The organism is Rhizobium sp. O111, assembly GCF_055616315.1.
On record NZ_JBSHXL010000001.1, the window covers coordinates 2,921,662 to 2,940,614 of the forward strand.

Consider the following 18,953-nt stretch of genomic DNA (forward strand, 5'->3'; position numbering starts at 1 on the left):
CAGCAAATGCCGTACAACGATACGGCCGCGGATAAGGCAGTCCATGTCGATCAAAGCCAGCATCTATCACCTGACGCATTACAAATACGACAAGCCGGTCCGCCTCGGGCCCCAGATCATCCGCCTCAAGCCCGCGTCGCATTCCAAGACGCGGGTGATCAGCCATTCGCTGAAGGTCTCGCCGGCGAACCATTTCGTGAACCTGCAGCAGGATCCCTATGGCAATTATCTGGCCCGCTACGTCTTCCCCGACCCGGTGACCGAGTTCAAGATCGAGGTCGACCTCGTCGCCGACATGACGGTTTACAACCCCTTTGATTTCTTCATCGAGGAGAGCGCCGAGATGTGGCCCTTCTCCTATCCCGAGGAGATCAGGGACGACCTGAAGATCTACATGCAGCCGCAGCCGGTGGAGCCGGCGCTGGCAGGCTATCTCGCCGGCATCGACCGCACGCCGATGCGCACCACCGATTTCATCGTCGGCCTCAATGCGCGTCTCAAGAACGACGTGGAATATGTCATCCGCATGGAGCCCGGCGTGCAGTCGCCGGAGGAGACGCTGAAGCTGGCGCTCGGCTCCTGTCGCGACAGTAGCTGGCTCCTGGTCGAAATCCTTCGCAATCTCGGCTTCGCCGCCCGCTTCGTTTCCGGCTATCTCATCCAGCTGACGCCCGATCTGAAGGCGCTCGACGGCCCATCCGGCACCGAGGTCGATTTCACCGATCTGCATGCCTGGGCGGAAGTCTATATCCCCGGCGCCGGCTGGATCGGCCTCGACCCGACCTCGGGTCTCCTGACCGGCGAAAGCCACATCCCCCTTGCCGCCACACCGCACTATAGCAACGCCGCCCCGATCTCCGGCGCGCTCTACGGCCACGCCAACACCGAATTCGCCTTCGACATGAAGGTCACGCGCGTGGCCGAACATCCGCGCATCACCAAGCCTTTCTCCGACGACAGCTGGGACGAACTCAACGCGCTGGGCGCCAAGGTCGACAGCATCCTGCAGGCCGAAGATATCAGGCTCACCATGGGTGGCGAGCCGACCTTCGTCTCGATCGACGATTTTGAATCCGCCGAATGGAACACCGAGGCCGTCGGCCCGACCAAGCGCGAAAAGGCCGATATCCTGATCCGCAAGCTGCGCGAGCGCTTCGCCCCCGGCGGCTTCCTGCATTATGGCCAGGGCAAGTGGTATCCCGGCGAAAGCCTGCCGCGCTGGACCTTCTCGCTCTATTGGCGCAAGGACGGCAAGCCGATCTGGCGCAACCCCGAACTCATCGCCGGCGAAGGCAAGGACACCGGTGTCGCGGCCGATGACGCCGCCAACCTGCTCGGCGCCATCGCCCGCGAACTGGCGATCGACACCGACATGGTGCTGCCGGCCTATGAGGACCCGGCCGAATGGATCCTCAAGGAAGGCAGCCTGCCCGATAATGTCGATCCCTTGAATTCCAAGCTGAAGGACCCGGAAGAGCGCAACCGCATCGCCCGCGTCTTCGAGCGCGGCCTGACGACGCCGACGGGCTACATCCTCCCCGTCCAGGCCTGGAACGCCCAGGCATCCGGCCAGCGCTGGATGAGCGAGCGGTGGAAGACGCGCCGCGGCAAGATCTTCCTGGTGCCCGGCGACAGCCCCGTGGGTTACCGCCTGCCGCTCGGCACCCTGCCCTACGTGCCCCCCGCGCGCTTCCCCTATATCCACCCGGCCGACCCCTCGATCCCCCGCACGCCGCTGCCCGATGTCTTCGTCCCCTCGGGCCGCGCCATGCCGGAAGCCTCGCGTCATAGCGAAGAGGCAGGCCAGAGCCGCGTCGAGCAGACGCTGGGCGAGATCGGCGGCGCCGTGCGCACCGCGATCTCGGTGGAACCGCGCGACGGCCGGCTTTGCGTCTTCATGCCGCCGGTCGAGCGCATCGAGGATTATCTCGAGCTGATCGCGGCCGCCGAAAACGCCGCCGCCGAGCTCGGCCTGCCCGTCCATATCGAGGGTTACTCGCCACCGCAGGACGAGCGCATCAACGTCATCCGCGTCGCCCCCGACCCCGGCGTCATCGAGGTCAACATCCACCCCGCCTCCAACTGGCAGGACTGCGTGGCGACCACCAGCGTCGTCTACGAGGAGGCCCGCCAGTCGCGGCTCGGCGCCGACAAGTTCATGATCGACGGCCGCCACACCGGCACCGGCGGCGGCAACCATGTGGTGGTCGGCGGCGCCAATCCGGGCGACAGCCCGTTTCTCCGCCGTCCCGATCTGTTGAAGAGCCTGGTGCTGCACTGGCAGCGCCATCCCTCGCTCTCCTACATGTTCTCAGGCATGTTCATCGGCCCGACCAGCCAGGCACCGCGCATCGACGAGGCCCGCCACGACAGCCTCTACGAACTGGAAACAGCACTCGCGCAGATCCCCGCGCCCGGAAGGGGCGCAACCCCGTTGCCCTGGATCACCGACCGCCTGTTCCGCAACCTCCTGATCGACGTCACCGGCAACACCCACCGCGCCGAGATCTGTATCGACAAGCTGTTTTCGCCCGACGGCCCGACCGGCCGCCTCGGCCTCGTCGAGTTCCGTGGCTTCGAAATGCCGCCGAATGCGCGCATGTCGCTCGCCCAGCAGCTTCTGGTCCGCGCCCTCATCGCCCGCTTCTGGCAGAACCCGGCCGATGGCCGCTTCGTGCGCTGGGGCACCACGCTGCACGACCGCTTCATGCTGCCGCACTTCGTCTGGCAGGATTTCCAGGACGTGCTGGCCGACCTGAAACAGAACGGCTTCGATCTCAGCCCCGAATGGTTCAAGGCGCAGCTCGAATTCCGCTTCCCCTTCTGCGGCGAAGTCGAATACGAGGGCTCGAAGCTGGAGCTGCGCCAGGCGCTGGAGCCCTGGAACGTCATGGGCGAGGAAGGCGCGATCGGCGGCACCGTGCGCTATGTCGACAGCTCCGTCGAGCGCCTGCAGGTCAGGCTCGAGACCAGCAATTCGTCCCGCTACACCGTGACCTGCAACGGCCGCACCGTGCCGCTGACACCGACCGGCACCGCCGGCGTCTCGGTCGCCGGCGTCCGCTTCAAGGCATGGCAGCCGGCGTCGGGATTGCACCCGCTACTGCCGGTCAACACGCCCCTTACCTTCGACATTTATGATACATGGTCGAAGCGTTCGATCGGCGGCTGCATCTATCATGTTGCCCATCCGGGTGGGCGTAACTATGACACCTTCCCGGTCAATGGTAACGAAGCCGAAGCTAGGCGTCTGGCGCGATTCGAGCCATGGGGGCATACATCGGGCGGCTATATCCCCGCGATCGAGACCGGATCGCCGGAGTTCCCGCTGACGCTGGATCTGAGACGACCGGCAGGCATTTAGACTTTAGGGGTTCATGGGCAAGAAACCGGCAAGAGAGCTGCGGCAGGGCAAGAGCGAGCGCATCGGCAACGAGGCGGTGCTCGGCTATCGCCCGCCGCCTGGCGTCGCCGACGAGATGGTCGACCAGAACGGCGCGATCCGCCCGGTCTGGCAGCGCTTCATGGCGCATCTGAGCGGTATGCCGGAAAAGGACCTGACCGAACGCTTCGCCCGCGCCGACCGCTATCTCCGCGATGCCGGCGTCTTCTATCGCGCCTATGGCAGCACCGGCAGCGCCGAGCGCTCCTGGCCGCTCTCGCCCATCCCCGTTCTGATCGACGAGCGCGAATGGGAGAGCCTGTCGGAAGGTCTCGTCCAGCGCGCCGATCTGCTCGAAGCGATCGTCGCCGATATCTATGGCGACAACAGGCTGGTCGAGGATGGCGTGCTGCCGCCGGCGCTGATCGCCTCCAATCCGGAGTTCCAGCGCCCGCTCGTCGGCGTCAAGCCGGCCGGCGGCCACTATCTGCATTTCTGCGCCTTCGAGGTCGGCCGCGGCCCCGATGGCAACTGGTGGGTTCTGGCCGACCGCACCCAGGCCCCATCAGGCGCCGGCTTCGCGTTGGAAAACCGGGTGGCGACCACCCGCGCCTTCTCCGATATCTACGCCGAAACCCCGGTGCACCGGCTCGCCTCCTTCTTCGGCGCCTTCCGCGATGCGCTGCAGGGCATGAAGCACAGCGGCGACGACCGCATCGCCGTGCTCACCCCCGGCCCCGCCAACGAAACCTATTACGAGCACGCCTATATCGCCCGCTATCTCGGTTTCATGCTGCTCGAGGGCGAGGACCTGACTGTTGTCAACGGCAAGGTGATGGTGCGTACCGTCTCCGGCCTGAAGCCGATCACCGTGCTCTGGCGCCGCCTCGATTCCGCCTATGCCGATCCGCTTGAGCTCAACCAGACCTCGCACATCGGCACGCCGGGCCTCGTGGAAGCGCTGCGCGCCGAAAGCGTCACCATCGTCAATGCGCTCGGAAGCGGCATCATCGAGACCCGCGCGCTGCTCGCCTTCATGCCCACCATCTGCCGCCGCCTCTTTGGCCAGGAGCTGAAGATGCCGTCGATCGCCACCTGGTGGTGCGGCCAGAAGAGCGAACGCGACCATGTCGCCCAGAATATCGAGAAGATGGTCATCGGCCCGGCCTATTCGCGCGCCCCCTTCTTCGACGACAACGGTGAATCCGTGCTCGGCTCGGCCCTGCGCGCCACCGCCCGCGATTCCATCGGCGACTGGCTGAACACCGACGGCCCCAAACTCGTCGGCCAGGAAGCCGTGACGCTGTCGACCACGCCAAGCTGGGTGAACGGCAAGCTGGTGCCGCGGCCGATGTCGCTGCGCGTCTTCGCCGCCCGCACAAAGAACGGCTGGCAGATCATGCCCGGCGGCTTCGCGCGCATCGGCGCCGGCGACGACGTGGCGGCGATCGCCATGCAGTCGGGTGGTGCGGCCGCCGACGTCTGGATCGTCAGTGACAAGCCCGTCGAGCGCCACACGCTGCTGCCGACGGAGGCGAGCTTCACCCGCAACATGCCGGGCAGCCTGCCCAGCCGCGCCGCCGACAATCTCTTCTGGCTCGGCCGCTATATCGAGCGCGCCGAAGGGGCGCTGCGCATCCTGCGCGCCTGGCACGCCCGCTTCGCCGAGGCGGCCGATCCGAGCCAGCCGCTGCTGGCCGATGTCAGCGCCTATCTCGCCGCCGTCGATATCGACACCGAGGACGCGGTGCCCGACACGCTGCTGCGCAACATCGACAGCGCCGTCTATTCGGCGAGCAACATCCGCGACCGCTTCTCGCCGGATGGTTGGCTGGCGCTGACCGATCTCGCCAAGACCGCCCGCCGCTTCCACGCGACAGTGTCGCCGGGCGACGACGCCAGCCATGCGATGACGATCCTGTTGCGCAAGCTCGCGGGCTTCGCCGGTCTTGTGCATGAAAACATGTACCGCTTTACCGGCTGGCGCTTCCTGTCGCTCGGCCGCCATATCGAGCGCGCGCTGCACATGACCCGCCTGCTCGGCCACATGGCCGGCCCCGAGGCGCCCGATGGCGCGCTCGACATGCTGCTCGAGATCGGCGACAGCGTCATGACCCACCGCCGCCGCTACAACGTCAACACCGCGCGGCTGACCGTCACCGACCTGCTTGCGCTCGACGGGCTCAACCCGCGCTCGATCCTCTTCCAGATGAACGAGATCCTGCGCGAGGTCGAGCAGCTGCCGAACGCGCTGAACAACGGCCAGATGTCGCCCTTCTACCGCGAATCCATGCGCCTGCGCTCCGGCCTCGCCGTCATGACGCCCGAGACGATGACGGACGATGTCTATCGCAGCCTCGAACGCGAGCTCGAGAACCTCTCCGATCTCCTCGCGCAAACCTATCTGGGGTGATTACGTGCTCTACGATCTGTCGCTGCACATGGGCTATAGCTACGATTGGCCGGCCTCCGGCGCCCGCCACATCATGCGCCTGCTACCTCTGTCTCTGCCCGATCGCCAACGGCTGATCGCGGGCTCCATCAAGGTCTCGCCGACGCCGGACGAGCAATCCAATTTCACCGATTTCTTCGAGCACCCCGCGACCTCCTTCATGGTCCGCGCGCCGCACGAGAAGCTCGATATCCGCATGCACGCCCGCGTTCAGGTCGAGAGCCACTCGATCACGGCCGATTTCTCGCCCGTGCTCGCCGATCTGCCGGAGGAGATCGCAGGCGTCTGGTCGCTGAAACCGGGCTCCCCGCATCATTTCCTCGGCAACAGCCCGCGCCTGATCGAAACGCCCATAATTTCGGACTACGCACAGAGCGTCGTCCAGCCCCGGCTGACCGTGCTGGAGATCGCGACAGCTCTCTGCGCCGCGATCCACAAGGACTTCACATACGACGCCGAGGCGACCAACGTCGACACGACGCCGATCGAGGCCTTCCGGCTGAAACGCGGCGTCTGCCAGGATTTCAGCCATGTGATGATCCAGGCGCTGCGCAGCCTCGGCATTCCCGCGGGCTATGTTTCCGGTTTCCTGCGCACCATCCCGCCGCCGGGCAAGGAGCGTCTCGAAGGCGCCGACGCCATGCATGCCTGGGTGCGCGTCTGGTGCGGCGAGACGACCGGCTGGGTGGAACTCGACCCAACCAACAACATCCCCGCCGGCACCGACCACATCGTCGTCGGCTACGGCCGCGACTACTCCGACGTCGCTCCCGTCATCGGCGTGCTGAAAAGCTATGGCGGCCAGCGGGCGGTTCAGGCGGTGGATGTCATTCCTGTGAAGTAGGGGCCGGTGAAGTAGGGCCTGTGAAGCAGGGCCGGAGGCCGACATCGAACGAAAGCGCACGAGAAAGCGACAAATCGCTAAAATTAGATCAGACTCATAAAGCTGACCTAAATGAAGATGGTCCAAGGATAGTCGCATACTTTGGAAAACCATCTCGGTGAACATGATGCGCGCCTTGTCCCTGCTGAAGACCACTATCTCCCGCTTCTCGAACGACCGTGGCGGCAACTTCGCCATGGTGACGGCGTTGATTGCCACCCCGCTGCTTCTGGCGGGCGGCGCTGCGATCGATTTTTCCAACGCGTCAACGCAAAGGACAAATCTGCAGGAAATTGCCGACGCGACCGCGCTCGAAGGCGGCAAGATCTTCGACGGCACCAATCTTGCCGCAGCCACCACCACGGCCCAGGCCTTCCTGAAGGGCTACTCCGCGCAGATGCCGAGCAATGTCAAGTCGAGCATGACCGCCGACGGACGGACGTTCAAGGTTGCCTTGACCGCAGCGGTCGATACCTCGCTGATGAAGATCGCCAATTACAACTCGATCCCGATCAGTGCCGACGCAGCAGCAATCGCACCGATGAAGCCGCAAAAAATCACGCTGACACCGACCAATGCGCAAGGCTTCTGGTACAAGGTCGTCTCGATCATCGTCGTGCGCCCGGACACGACCGCTGAGGTCGTACTCGGCACTTATACCTATCAACCGACAACGCAGACTAATAGCGGCCAGGGTACGAAGGTCATGAGCCCCTCTGGAGCAATCGATCTCGGCAAGTATACCAAGCTGGTTCTGAAGATGGACATCAAGACCGACGGCTGCCCGCTCGGCGCCTATGCGACGGTCAACAGCAAGAAAGACGTCACCTGCAACGTTATCGATCCCAAGGATAAGAACAAGAGCCAATACTCCGGCTACTTCTCCTACAACAACACACTCAGAACCGACAATCCGGACACCAGCAACTACCTGTTTGTCGACGGTAAGCAGATGCCCCAGGGCATCAACTTCCCGCTGGAAAAATACTTCGGTTGCGCGAAGCCGCAAAGTCACGCTTGGGAAGACGGCGGTGGTTGGGATCGTCAGGACATCTTCTACACCATCTCGTCGGATTGTACTGCTACCGACAGCAACTACGTTCGCCTGACGCAGTAACATCGATTTCATCGCTCGAAAAAGCCGCCCCGAACCAATCCGGGGCGGCTTTTTGTTGTCGTGAAACGTCGGGGACGGCCACGTCGCGCGACGCAATGATGATGCATGAAAGCAACAGCGCCGGACGCAATTTGGCGGAAAATCATCCCCCGCCCGAATTCGTGTTGGAAAGCAACATTTCGTTAAAATTGAAGCAACCCCGTAAAAACAACCTCAACATGTTGGGCGCATCACTGCCACATTCTTAAAAGCAACTATTCGGGTGAGCATGATGAACACCTTACTATTTATGATGAATGGCATTTCGCGGCTGATATCAGATCGGGACGGAAATTTCGCGATCACGACGGCGTTCGTTATCCCGGTCCTGTTCGGCGCGGGAAGCCTCGCTGTCGATGTAGCCAGTGCGGCCATGTCGAAGCGGCAATTGCAGGAAGCGGCCGATTCCGCCGCGCTCGCCACGGCCTCGGCGCTGGCCGACGGCAAGATCGATACCTCAGGGGCTGCCGCCTTCGCCAAGGATTTCATCGCCGGCCAGATGGCGAACTATCTTTCCGACACCACAGAGCTGAAGGACGCCACGACCGCCACGGCGACGAAGTCGACCTCGGGCGCCGCGACCAGCTACAGCGTCAGCATTTCGTCGAACTACACGATGCAGTTCAGCGGCCTAGCCCAGGTCGCGGGTTTCAAGACAACGAAGATCGGGGTATCGAGCCAGACGGCCGGCGGCTATTCCGAGACGCAAGGCTCCGTCTCGATGTTCCTCGCGCTGGATAAGTCCGGCTCGATGGACTACGCGACATCGACGGTGAATGCCGAGCAGTCGACCAAGACCACTCAATATACATACACCGAAACATATACCTATGAGTGTGGCACCCAAAGGAGGCCGAAAACCTGCACGGGAACACGACAAGCCACCGGCACGAAAACGGAAACAAACTACTACTCGAAGATCGAAGCGCTCAAGCTTGCCGTTGCCAGCTTGATGGGGCAGCTGAACACCGCCGATCCATCACACATCTATGCCCGCACGGGCGCGGTGTCCTATGACATCAATACCTATGCGGAAAGCAAGCTTGCCTGGGGCACAGCCGCCGCAAAAGACTACGTCGACGCGCTTGAAGCCGACGGGGGCACCAACTCGAGCGGCGCCGTCAATGTCGCCTTCACATCGCTAACGGCCAAGAACGCGGCCGGCAACGACAACGAAGACGCAACGCACATGGCGAAGACGAAACAGCTGCCGAAGAAATACATCGTCTTCATGACCGATGGCGACAACAACAACGACAAGTGGGGCGGCCGTTCATACGACACGAACACCAAGAAGACCTGCGATGACGCCAAGGCCAAGAGCATCGAGATCTACACCGTCGCCTTCATGGCGCCGACAACCGGCCAGGCCCTGCTGAAATATTGCGCGACCGACGCCTCGCATTACTTCCAGGCCGAAAGCATGGCCGACCTCCTGGCCGCCTTCAAGAAGATCGGCGCCAAGGCCGCCAACCAGACCACGCGCCTGATCAACTGATCGCCCCATCCCACAAAACAAAAAAGCCGTTCCGGAACAAACCGGAGCGGCTTTTCGTTGTTGTGCAATCCGGTCTATCAAAATCAGAAAGCCGATAAAAATCAAGTTCTTTCCGTCGTCCACGGGTGCCCCGCGTCAATTTTTCCGTTTGCTGGTTTTCCCTTGTTGCAAGTGCGTAGTAACGGTGCATAAACTGCATCGCTAGTGCGTGAGTAAATCGATTGAAGTACGTATAACCTACTGAAACCAAAACAGAATTGGCGAGCCCTGACGATGACCCCCGTTTCGAAGCCCACCATCCCCTCTCCCGCACCGCGCAGTTCCAAGCCGGAAATTCTCGCAGAAGAAATCATCGAGCGTCTGACCTACCGCATCGGCAAGGATGCCAAGGTCGCCAAGCCGCATGACTGGCTGACCGCGACGATCCTCGTCATCCGCGACCGCATCATCGACAAGTGGATGGAATCGACCCGCAAGGTCTACGCCACCGGCGCCAAGCGCGTTTATTATCTATCTCTCGAATTCCTCATCGGCCGCCTGATGCGCGATGCCGTGTCCAACCTCGGCCTGATGGAAGAGGTCCGTGACGCGCTCGCTTCGCTCGGCGTCGATGTGTCAGTCATCGCAGGCCTCGAGCCGGACGCAGCGCTCGGCAATGGCGGTCTCGGCCGTCTCGCCGCCTGTTTCATGGAGAGCATGGCCACCGTCGACGTGCCCGCCTATGGCTACGGCATCCGCTATGTCCACGGCCTGTTCCGCCAGCAGATGGCCGATGGCTGGCAGGTCGAGCTGCCGGAAAGCTGGCTCGCCCACGGCAACCCCTGGGAATTCGAACGCCGCGAGAGCGCCTATGAAATCGGCTTCGGCGGCTCGGTCGATGTCGCCAATGGCGCCGATGGCGAAGCGCGCTATGTCTGGAAGCCGGCCGAGCGCGTCATCGCCGCCGCATTCGATACGCCCGTCGTCGGCTGGCGCGGCAAGCGCGTCAACACGCTGCGCCTCTGGTCGGCCCAGCCGATCGACCCGATCCTGCTCGATGCCTTCAACGCCGGCGACCATATAGGCGCGCTGCGCGAGAGCAACAAAGCCGAAAGCCTGACCCGCGTTCTCTACCCGGCCGACGCCACGCCCGCCGGCCAGGAGCTGCGCCTGCGCCAGGAATTCTTCTTCTCGTCCGCCTCGCTGCAGGACATCCTGCGCCGCCATCTGCAGCAGTATGACGATTTCACCTCGCTGCCCGACAAGGTGGCGATCCAGCTGAACGACACTCACCCGGCCGTCTCCATCGCCGAACTGATGCGCCTGCTCTGCGACGTGCACGGGCTGGAGTTCGACCAGGCCTGGGACATCACCCGCGGCACCATCGCCTACACTAACCACACGCTTCTGCCCGAAGCGCTGGAAAGCTGGCCGGTTCCGTTGTTCGAGCGTCTCCTGCCGCGCCACATGCAGATCATCTACGCGATCAACGCCAAGGTTCTGCTCGAGGCCCGCAAGACCAAGAACTTCTCCGACACCGAGATCCGCTCGATCTCGCTGATCGAGGAAGGCGGCAGCCGCCGGGTGCGCATGGGCAACCTCGCCTTCGTCGGCTCGCATTCGATCAACGGCGTCTCGGCGCTGCACACCGATCTCATGGAGGTCACCGTCTTCGCCGACCTGCACAAGCTCTATCCCGACCGCATCAACAACAAGACCAACGGCATTACCCCGCGCCGCTGGCTGCAGCAGTGCAATCCGGGTCTGACGGGCCTGATCCGCGAGGCGATCGGCGACGATTTCCTCGACGACGCCGAAAAGCTGCGCGCGCTCGACAAGTTCGCCACCGATAGCGCCTTCCAGGAGAAGTTCGCGGCCGTCAAGCGCAACAACAAGGTGGCGCTCGCCAATCTGGTTGCATCGCGCATGGGCGTGAAGATCGATCCGTCGGCAATGTTCGACATCCAGATCAAGCGCATCCACGAATACAAGCGCCAACTCCTGAACGTCATCGAGGCCGTCGCGCTCTACGACCAGATCCGCTCGCGTCCCGAGCTGGACTGGGTACCGCGCGTAAAACTCTTCGCCGGCAAGGCGGCGCCGAGCTATCACAACGCCAAGCTGATCATCAAGCTGATCAACGACGTCGCCCGCACCATCAACAACGACCCGGCCGTACGTGGGCTGCTCAAGGTCGTCTTCGTGCCGAACTACAACGTCTCGCTCGCCGAGGTCATGGTCCCGGCCGCCGACCTTTCCGAGCAGATTTCGACCGCCGGCATGGAAGCGTCGGGCACCGGCAACATGAAGTTCGGCCTGAACGGCGCGCTCACCATCGGCACGCTCGATGGCGCCAATGTCGAAATGCGCGACAATGTCGGCGAGGACAACATCAAGATCTTCGGCCTGCGCGCCGATGAAGTCGCCAACCTGCGCACCGACGGCCACAACCCGCGCGCCATCATCGAAGGCTCGCATGAGCTGGCGCAGGCGCTCTCGGCCATCAGCTCCGGCGTCTTCTCGCCGGATGACCGCAACCGCTATTCCGAGCTGATCGAGGGCATCTATTCGCACGACTGGTTCATGGTCGCCGCCGATTTCGATGCCTACGCCCAGGCCCAGCGCGAAGTCGACGAACTCTGGAACGACAAGTCCGCCTGGAGCGAAAAGACCATCCGCAACACCGCCCGCATGGGCTGGTTCTCGTCGGACCGCACGATCCGGCAGTATGCCAAGGAAATCTGGAGAGCCGGATGAAAACGCCGAAGGCGACCCCCGAAGACAAGCGTCCATGGGAAATTTCGGCAGATGAAATAGCGGCGATCCTTGCCGGCGCGCATTCCAATCCGTTTGCCGTTCTGGGCGTCCACAAATCGGGCAGCGTTTACGTTGCCCGATGCTTCATTCCCGGCGCCGAAGAGGTCACCGCGATGTCGCTCGACGGCACCGCGATCGGCGATCTGTCGCTCCAGCATCCCGATGGCTTCTTCGCCGGCACCATCTCGGTCAACAAGCAGGTGCCGGTGCGCTATCGCGCCCGCCGCGGCGATGCCGAATGGGCCGTCACCGACCCCTACAGCTTCGGCCCCGTTCTGGGACCGATGGACGATTACTACGCCCGAGAAGGCTCGGATCTCCGCCTCTTCGACAAGATGGGCGCGCACTGGATCAAGCACGAAGGCGCTCAAGGAATCCACTTCGCCGTCTGGGCGCCGAACGCGCAGCGCGTCTCCGTCGTCGGCGATTTCAACAATTGGGATGGCCGCCGCCACGTCATGCGCCTTCGATCAGGCGCCGGCATCTGGGAAATCTTTGCCCCCGATGTGCCCACAGGCGTCGCCTACAAGTTCGAGATTCGCGGCCAGGACGGCGTGCTCTTGCCCCTGAAGGCGGACCCCTTCGCGCGCCGCAGCGAACTGCGCCCGAAGAACGCCTCGGTGACCACGCCTGAGCTGTTGCAGGAGTGGGAGGACGAAGCCCACCTCAAGCATTGGAGCGAGATCGACAAGCGCCGCCAGCCGATCTCGATCTACGAGGTCCATGCCGGCTCCTGGCAGCGCCGCGACGATGGCACGTTCCTCTCCTGGGACGAGCTCGCCGCGCGGCTGATCCCCTACTGCGTCGACATGGGCTTCACCCATATCGAGTTCCTTCCCATCACCGAGCACCCCTATGATCCGTCCTGGGGCTACCAGACGACGGGCCTCTATGCCCCCACCGCCCGCTTCGGCGAGCCGGAGGGTTTCGCCCGCTTCGTCAACGGCGCCCACAAGGTCGGCATCGGCGTCATCCTCGACTGGGTGCCGGCGCATTTCCCGACCGACGAACATGGCCTCGGCTGGTTCGACGGCACGGCGCTCTACGAGCACGAGGATCCGCGCAAGGGTTTCCACCCGGATTGGAACACGGCGATCTACAATTTCGGCCGCACCGAGGTCGTGTCCTATCTGGTCAACAACGCGCTCTATTGGTCCGAGAAGTTCCATCTCGACGGCCTGCGCGTCGATGCCGTCGCCTCGATGCTCTACCTCGATTACTCCCGCAAGCACGGCGAGTGGATCCCCAACGAATATGGCGGCAACGAAAACCTTGAGGCCGTCCGCTTCCTGCAGAACATGAACACCCGCATCTACGCCGAACACCCCGGCGTCATGACCATCGCCGAGGAATCGACGTCATGGCCCAAGGTATCGCAGCCGGTGCATGAAGGCGGCCTCGGCTTCGGCTTCAAGTGGAACATGGGCTTCATGCACGACACGCTGAGCTACATGAGCCGCGAGCCGGTGCATCGCAAGCATCACCACAACGAGCTCACCTTCGGCCTGCTCTACGCCTACTCGGAAAACTTCGTGCTGCCGCTGTCCCACGACGAAGTGGTGCACGGCAAGGGCTCGCTGATCGCCAAGATGCCCGGCGACGACTGGCAGAAGTTCGCCAATCTGCGCGCCTATTACGCGCTGATGTGGGGCTATCCCGGCAAGAAGCTTCTCTTCATGGGCCAGGAATTCGCCCAGTGGAGCGAATGGAACGAAGCCGGCTCGCTCGACTGGAACCTGCTTCAGTACCGCATGCACGAGGGCATGCGCCGCCTGGTGCGCGACCTCAACTTCACCTACCGCAGCAAGCCGGCCCTGCACGCCCGCGACTGCGAGGGCGAAGGCTTCGAATGGCTGGTTGCCGACGACCACGAGAACTCGGTCTTCGCCTGGCTGCGCAAGTCGCCGGGTGAAAAGCCGGTCGCCGTCATCTGCAACATGACGCCTGTTTACCGTGAGAACTACGCCGTCAGGCTGCCCACCGAAGGCCGCTGGCGCGAAATCCTGAATACCGATGCCGACATCTATGGCGGCAGCGGCAAAGGCAATGGCGGTCGTGTCCAGGCGGTCAACGCCGGCGGCACCGTCGTTGCATCACTGACCTTGCCGCCTTTGGCGGTTATCATGCTTGAACCTGAGACTTGAGACTGGTGGGAGGAAGACAATGGTAGAAAAACGCATTCAGCCACTTGCCCGCGATGCAATGGCCTATGTTCTCGCCGGCGGCCGGGGGAGCCGCCTGAAGGAACTCACCGACCGACGCGCCAAGCCCGCGGTCTATTTCGGCGGCAAGTCGCGCATCATCGATTTCGCGCTGTCCAACGCGCTGAACTCCGGTATCCGCCGCATCGGCGTCGCCACCCAATACAAGGCGCACTCGCTGATCCGCCACATGCAGCGCGGCTGGAACTTCTTCCGCCCCGAGCGTAACGAGAGCTTCGACATCCTGCCGGCCTCCCAGCGCGTCTCTGAGACGCAGTGGTATGAAGGCACCGCCGACGCGGTCTACCAGAACATCGACATCATCCAGGACTACGGCGTCGAATACATGGTCATCCTCGCCGGCGACCACGTCTACAAGATGGACTACGAGTACATGCTGCAGCAGCATGTCGACAGCGGCGCCGACGTCACCATCGGCTGCCTCGAAGTGCCGCGCATGGAAGCCGTGGGCTTCGGCGTCGTGCATGTCGACGAGACCGACCGCATCATCGATTTCGTCGAAAAGCCCGCCGATCCGCCGGCCATCCCCGGCAAGCCGGACAGCGCCTTTGCCTCAATGGGCATCTACGTGTTCCGCACCAAGTTCCTGATCGAGGAACTGCGCCGCGACGCCGCCGATCCGAATTCCAGCCGCGACTTCGGCAAGGACATCATCCCTTACATCGTCAAGAACGGTAAGGCCGTCGCCCACCGCTTCGCCAATTCCTGCGTACGCTCCGATTTCGAACGCGAGCCGTACTGGCGCGACGTCGGAACCATCGATGCCTACTGGCAGGCCAATATCGACCTGACCGCGATCGTTCCCGAACTCGACATCTACGACAAGTCCTGGCCGATCTGGACCTATGCCGAGATCTCGCCGCCGGCGAAGTTCGTCCACGACGACGAAAACCGCCGCGGTTCGGCGACCTCCTCGGTCATTGCCGGCGATTGCATCATCTCCGGTGCCACGCTGAACAACAGCCTGCTCTTCACGGGTGTGCGCGCCAACTCCTACTCGAAGCTCGAGGGTGCCGTCGTGCTCCCGAGCGTCAAGATCGGGCGCCACGCGCAGCTGACGAATGTCGTGATCGACCACGGCGTCGTCATTCCGGAAGGTCTTGTTGTCGGCGACGACCCGGTTCTCGACGCCAAGCGTTTCCGCCGTTCCGAAGGCGGGATTTGCCTCATCACGCAGCCGATGATCGACAAGCTGGATATGTAAGCGATGAAAGTTCTTTCGGTTTCGTCCGAAGTCTTCCCATTGATAAAGACAGGGGGCCTGGCCGATGTGGCCGGCGCCCTGCCGATCGCGCTGAAGCGCTTCGGCATCGAAACCAAGACGCTGATGCCCGGCTATCCCGCGGTGATGAAGGTCATCCGCGACCCGGTCGTCCGCATGCGCTTCGACGATCTCTTAGGCGAACCGGCAACAGTGCTGGAGGTCAATCACGAGGGGCTCGATATCCTCGTCCTCGACGCGCCCGCCTATTACGACCGCTCCGGCGGCCCCTATCTGGACGCAACCGGCAAGGACTACCACGACAACTGGCGCCGCTTTGCCGCCCTCTCGCTTGCCGGCGCCGAGATCGCCGCCGGCCTGATGCCCGGCTGGAAGCCAGACGTCGTCCATGCGCATGACTGGCAGGCGGCGATGACGCCGGTCTACATGCGTTTCTATCCGACGCCCGAGCTCCCCAGCATCCTCACCATCCACAACATCGCCTTCCAGGGTCAGTTCAGCGCCGAGATCTTCTCCGGCCTGCGCCTTCCCCCGCAGGCCTTCTCGGTGGAAGCGCTGGAATATTACGGCAACATCGGCTTCCTGAAGGGTGGCCTGAAGACCGCGCACGCGATCACCACCGTCAGCCCCTCCTATGCCGGCGAGATCCTGACCTCCGAATTCGGCATGGGCCTCGAAGGTGTCATCGCCAGCCGCATCGAGGCGCTGCATGGCATCGTCAACGGCATCGACCACGAGGTCTGGGACCCCGCCACCGACGCCGTGCTGCAGACCCATTACACCGGCGCGACGCTGAAGAACCGCGCCGCCAACCGCGCCGCCGTACAGGAATTCTTCGGCCTGCACGACGACAACGCGCCGATCTTCTGCATCATCAGCCGCCTCACCTGGCAAAAGGGCATGGACCTGATCGCCGCCTGCGCCGACGAGATCGTCGCCATGGGCGGCAAGCTTGCCATTCTGGGCTCCGGCGATCCGGCGCTCGAGGGCTCGCTGCTCGCCGCCTCCGCCCGCCATCCGGGCCGCATCGGCGTTTCGATCGGCTATAACGAGCCGATGTCGCACCTGATGCAGGCCGGCTCCGACGCCATCATCATCCCCTCGCGCTTCGAGCCCTGCGGCCTGACGCAGCTCTATGGCCTGCGCTATGGTTGCGTGCCGATCGTCGCCCACACGGGCGGCCTTGCCGATACCGTCATCGATGCCAATCACGCCGCACTTGCAGCCAAAGTGGCAACCGGGATACAATTCTCTCCGGTGACCGCTTCCGGTCTGTTGCAGGCAATCCGCCGTGCGCTACATCTCTATACCGATCAAAAGGTCTGGACCCAATTGCAAAAGCAGGGCATGAAATCGGATGTTTCGTGGGAGAAAAGCGCCGAGCGCTATGCTGCCCTCTATTCAAGCCTCGCCCCGAAAGGCAAGTGACAGAAAATGAACAAGTCCGTATCCACCACCCCCTATCAGGATCAGAAGCCCGGCACGTCGGGACTGCGTAAGAAGGTCCCGGTATTCCAGCAGCCGAACTACGCGGAAAACTTCATCCAGTCGATTTTCGATTCGCTGGAAGGATTTCAGGGCAAGACCCTCGTCATCGGCGGCGACGGACGCTACTACAACAAGGAAGTCATTCAGAAGGCGATCAAGATGGCCGCCGCCAATGGCTTCGGCAAGGTCATCGTCGGCAAGGGCGGCATTCTCTCGACGCCGGCTGCCTCGCACGTGATCCGCAAGTACAAGGCCTTCGGCGGCATCATTCTTTCCGCCAGCCATAATCCCGGCGGCCCGACCGAAGACTTCGGCATCAAGTACAACATCAGCAATGGCGGCCCGGCGCCGGAAAAGATCACCGACGCGATCTATGCGCGCACGAAGGTGATCGACACCTACAAGATCGCCGACTTCCCCGACGTCAATCTCGACCGCATCGGCAAGGACGAACTGCCCGGCGGCATGCTGCTTTCGGTTCTGGACTCGGTCGAGGACTATACGGCGCTGATGGAAGAGCTGTTCGACTTCGGCGCCATCCGCAACCTGATCAGCCTCGGCTTCCGCATCGCGTTTGATGCGATGAGCGCCGTCACCGGCCCCTACGCCAAGGAAATCTTCGAAAACCGCCTCGGCGCCCCCTCGGGCTCGGTCCGCAACTTCATGCCGCTTCCCGATTTCGGCGGCCACCATCCGGACCCGAATCCCGTTCACTGCAAGGAACTCTACGACGAGATGATGGGCGACGACGCCCCTGATTTCGGCGCGGCATCCGACGGCGACGGCGACCGCAACCTCATCATCGGCCGCGGCATCTTCGTCACGCCATCAGACAGCCTGGCGATCATCGCAGCCAACGCCAATCTGGCGCCCGGCTATTCCGGCGGCCTCACCGGCATCGCCCGCTCCATGCCGACCTCGGGTGCCGCCGACCGCGTCGCTGAAAAGCGTGGGATCGGCATGTACGAGACGCCGACCGGCTGGAAATTCTTCGGCAACCTGCTCGATGCCAACATGGCGACGATCTGTGGCGAGGAGAGCGCCGGCACCGGCTCCAACCACGTGCGCGAAAAGGACGGCCTCTGGGCGGTCCTGATGTGGCTGAACATCCTGGCCGTGCGCGGCGAGAGCGTTCAGGACATCGTCACCCAGCACTGGCAGACCTACGGCCGCAACTACTATTCGCGCCACGACTATGAAGGCGTCGACACCGAAGCCGCCAACGGCCTGGTCGATAATCTCCGCGCCCAGCTCTCCAGCCTGCCCGGCAAGACCTTCGGCCCGCTCAAGGTCGAAAAGGCCGACGACTTCGCCTATCACGATCCGGTCGACAAGTCGGTGAGCGAACACCAGGGCATCCGCATCATGTTCGAGGGCGGCTCCCGCGTGGTCTTCCGCCTGTCGGGCACCGGCACCTCGGGCGCCACGCTGCGCGTCTACATCGAGCGCTACGAGCCCGATTCCAGCCGCCACAACATCGAGACCCAAGAAGCGCTGGCCGACCTCATCGCCGCCGCCGAAACCATCGCCGACATCAAGTCCCGCACCGGCCGCGACGCCCCTTCGGTGATTACCTGAGATAGCCTCTCTAACGCCCGATCGGGAGCAGCGGATGCCTCTACCCCCCTCTGCCCTGCCGGGCATCTCCCCCACAAGGGGGGAGATCGGCTGGAAGCACCGATCGGTATCCTTCCTCGAACTTAGCGTTTCCGCCAAGGCAACCTTTCAAGCTGGGCGAGCGCTAGTCGCTTGCGATCTCCCCCCTTGTGGGGGAGATGCCCGGCAGGGCAGAGGGGGGTAACACCACATGCCGACCTCCCTATTTGCCCAAAACCACGGCGCAACCCTAGCTGC

The 18,953-nt window shown here is 63.2% G+C and carries 10 protein-coding genes; all 10 read left to right on the forward strand.

The window, feature by feature from the left end; translation table 11 throughout:
- Nucleotides 1-43 precede the first annotated feature (43 nt).
- Entirely contained in the window at nucleotides 44-3,364 is a 3,321-nt protein-coding gene (locus ACVTFQ_RS14750) for a transglutaminase family protein (RefSeq protein ID WP_112950204.1), read from the forward strand.
- A 13-nt stretch (nucleotides 3,365-3,377) separates the two neighbouring features.
- Nucleotides 3,378-5,795, forward strand: a complete 2,418-nt coding sequence (locus ACVTFQ_RS14755; protein WP_111563422.1) for a circularly permuted type 2 ATP-grasp protein — start codon at nucleotides 3,378-3,380, stop codon at nucleotides 5,793-5,795.
- 4 nt (nucleotides 5,796-5,799) lie between these two features.
- Entirely contained in the window at nucleotides 5,800-6,678 is an 879-nt protein-coding gene (locus ACVTFQ_RS14760) for a transglutaminase family protein (RefSeq protein WP_181459281.1), read from the forward strand.
- A 166-nt stretch (nucleotides 6,679-6,844) separates the two neighbouring features.
- Nucleotides 6,845-7,834, forward strand: a complete 990-nt coding sequence (locus ACVTFQ_RS14765) for a TadE/TadG family type IV pilus assembly protein (protein ID WP_313760040.1) — start codon at nucleotides 6,845-6,847, stop codon at nucleotides 7,832-7,834.
- 271 nt (nucleotides 7,835-8,105) lie between these two features.
- Complete coding sequence (locus tag ACVTFQ_RS14770; RefSeq protein WP_111563424.1) at nucleotides 8,106-9,371, forward strand: pilus assembly protein TadG-related protein; 1,266 nt, start codon at nucleotides 8,106-8,108, stop codon at nucleotides 9,369-9,371.
- Between the two features lie 273 nt (nucleotides 9,372-9,644).
- Entirely contained in the window at nucleotides 9,645-12,107 is a 2,463-nt protein-coding gene (locus tag ACVTFQ_RS14775) for a glycogen/starch/alpha-glucan phosphorylase (RefSeq protein WP_113178337.1), read from the forward strand.
- Nucleotides 12,104-14,311, forward strand: coding sequence for a 1,4-alpha-glucan branching protein GlgB (gene glgB, locus ACVTFQ_RS14780; protein WP_111563426.1), 2,208 nt, complete (start codon nucleotides 12,104-12,106; stop codon nucleotides 14,309-14,311). The genes ACVTFQ_RS14775 and glgB overlap by 4 nt, the downstream gene beginning before the upstream one ends.
- Nucleotides 14,312-14,330: 19 nt before the next feature.
- On the forward strand, nucleotides 14,331-15,593 hold the full coding sequence (gene glgC, locus ACVTFQ_RS14785; protein WP_018899809.1) for a glucose-1-phosphate adenylyltransferase: 1,263 nt from the start codon (nucleotides 14,331-14,333) through the stop codon (nucleotides 15,591-15,593).
- Between the two features lie 3 nt (nucleotides 15,594-15,596).
- Nucleotides 15,597-17,039, forward strand: a complete 1,443-nt coding sequence (glgA, locus tag ACVTFQ_RS14790; RefSeq protein WP_111563427.1) for a glycogen synthase GlgA — start codon at nucleotides 15,597-15,599, stop codon at nucleotides 17,037-17,039.
- Nucleotides 17,040-17,045: 6 nt separating this feature from the next.
- Nucleotides 17,046-18,677: an alpha-D-glucose phosphate-specific phosphoglucomutase gene (locus ACVTFQ_RS14795; RefSeq protein ID WP_111563428.1), complete on the forward strand. Its 1,632-nt coding sequence runs from the start codon at nucleotides 17,046-17,048 to the stop codon at nucleotides 18,675-18,677.
- Nucleotides 18,678-18,953 lie beyond the last annotated feature (276 nt).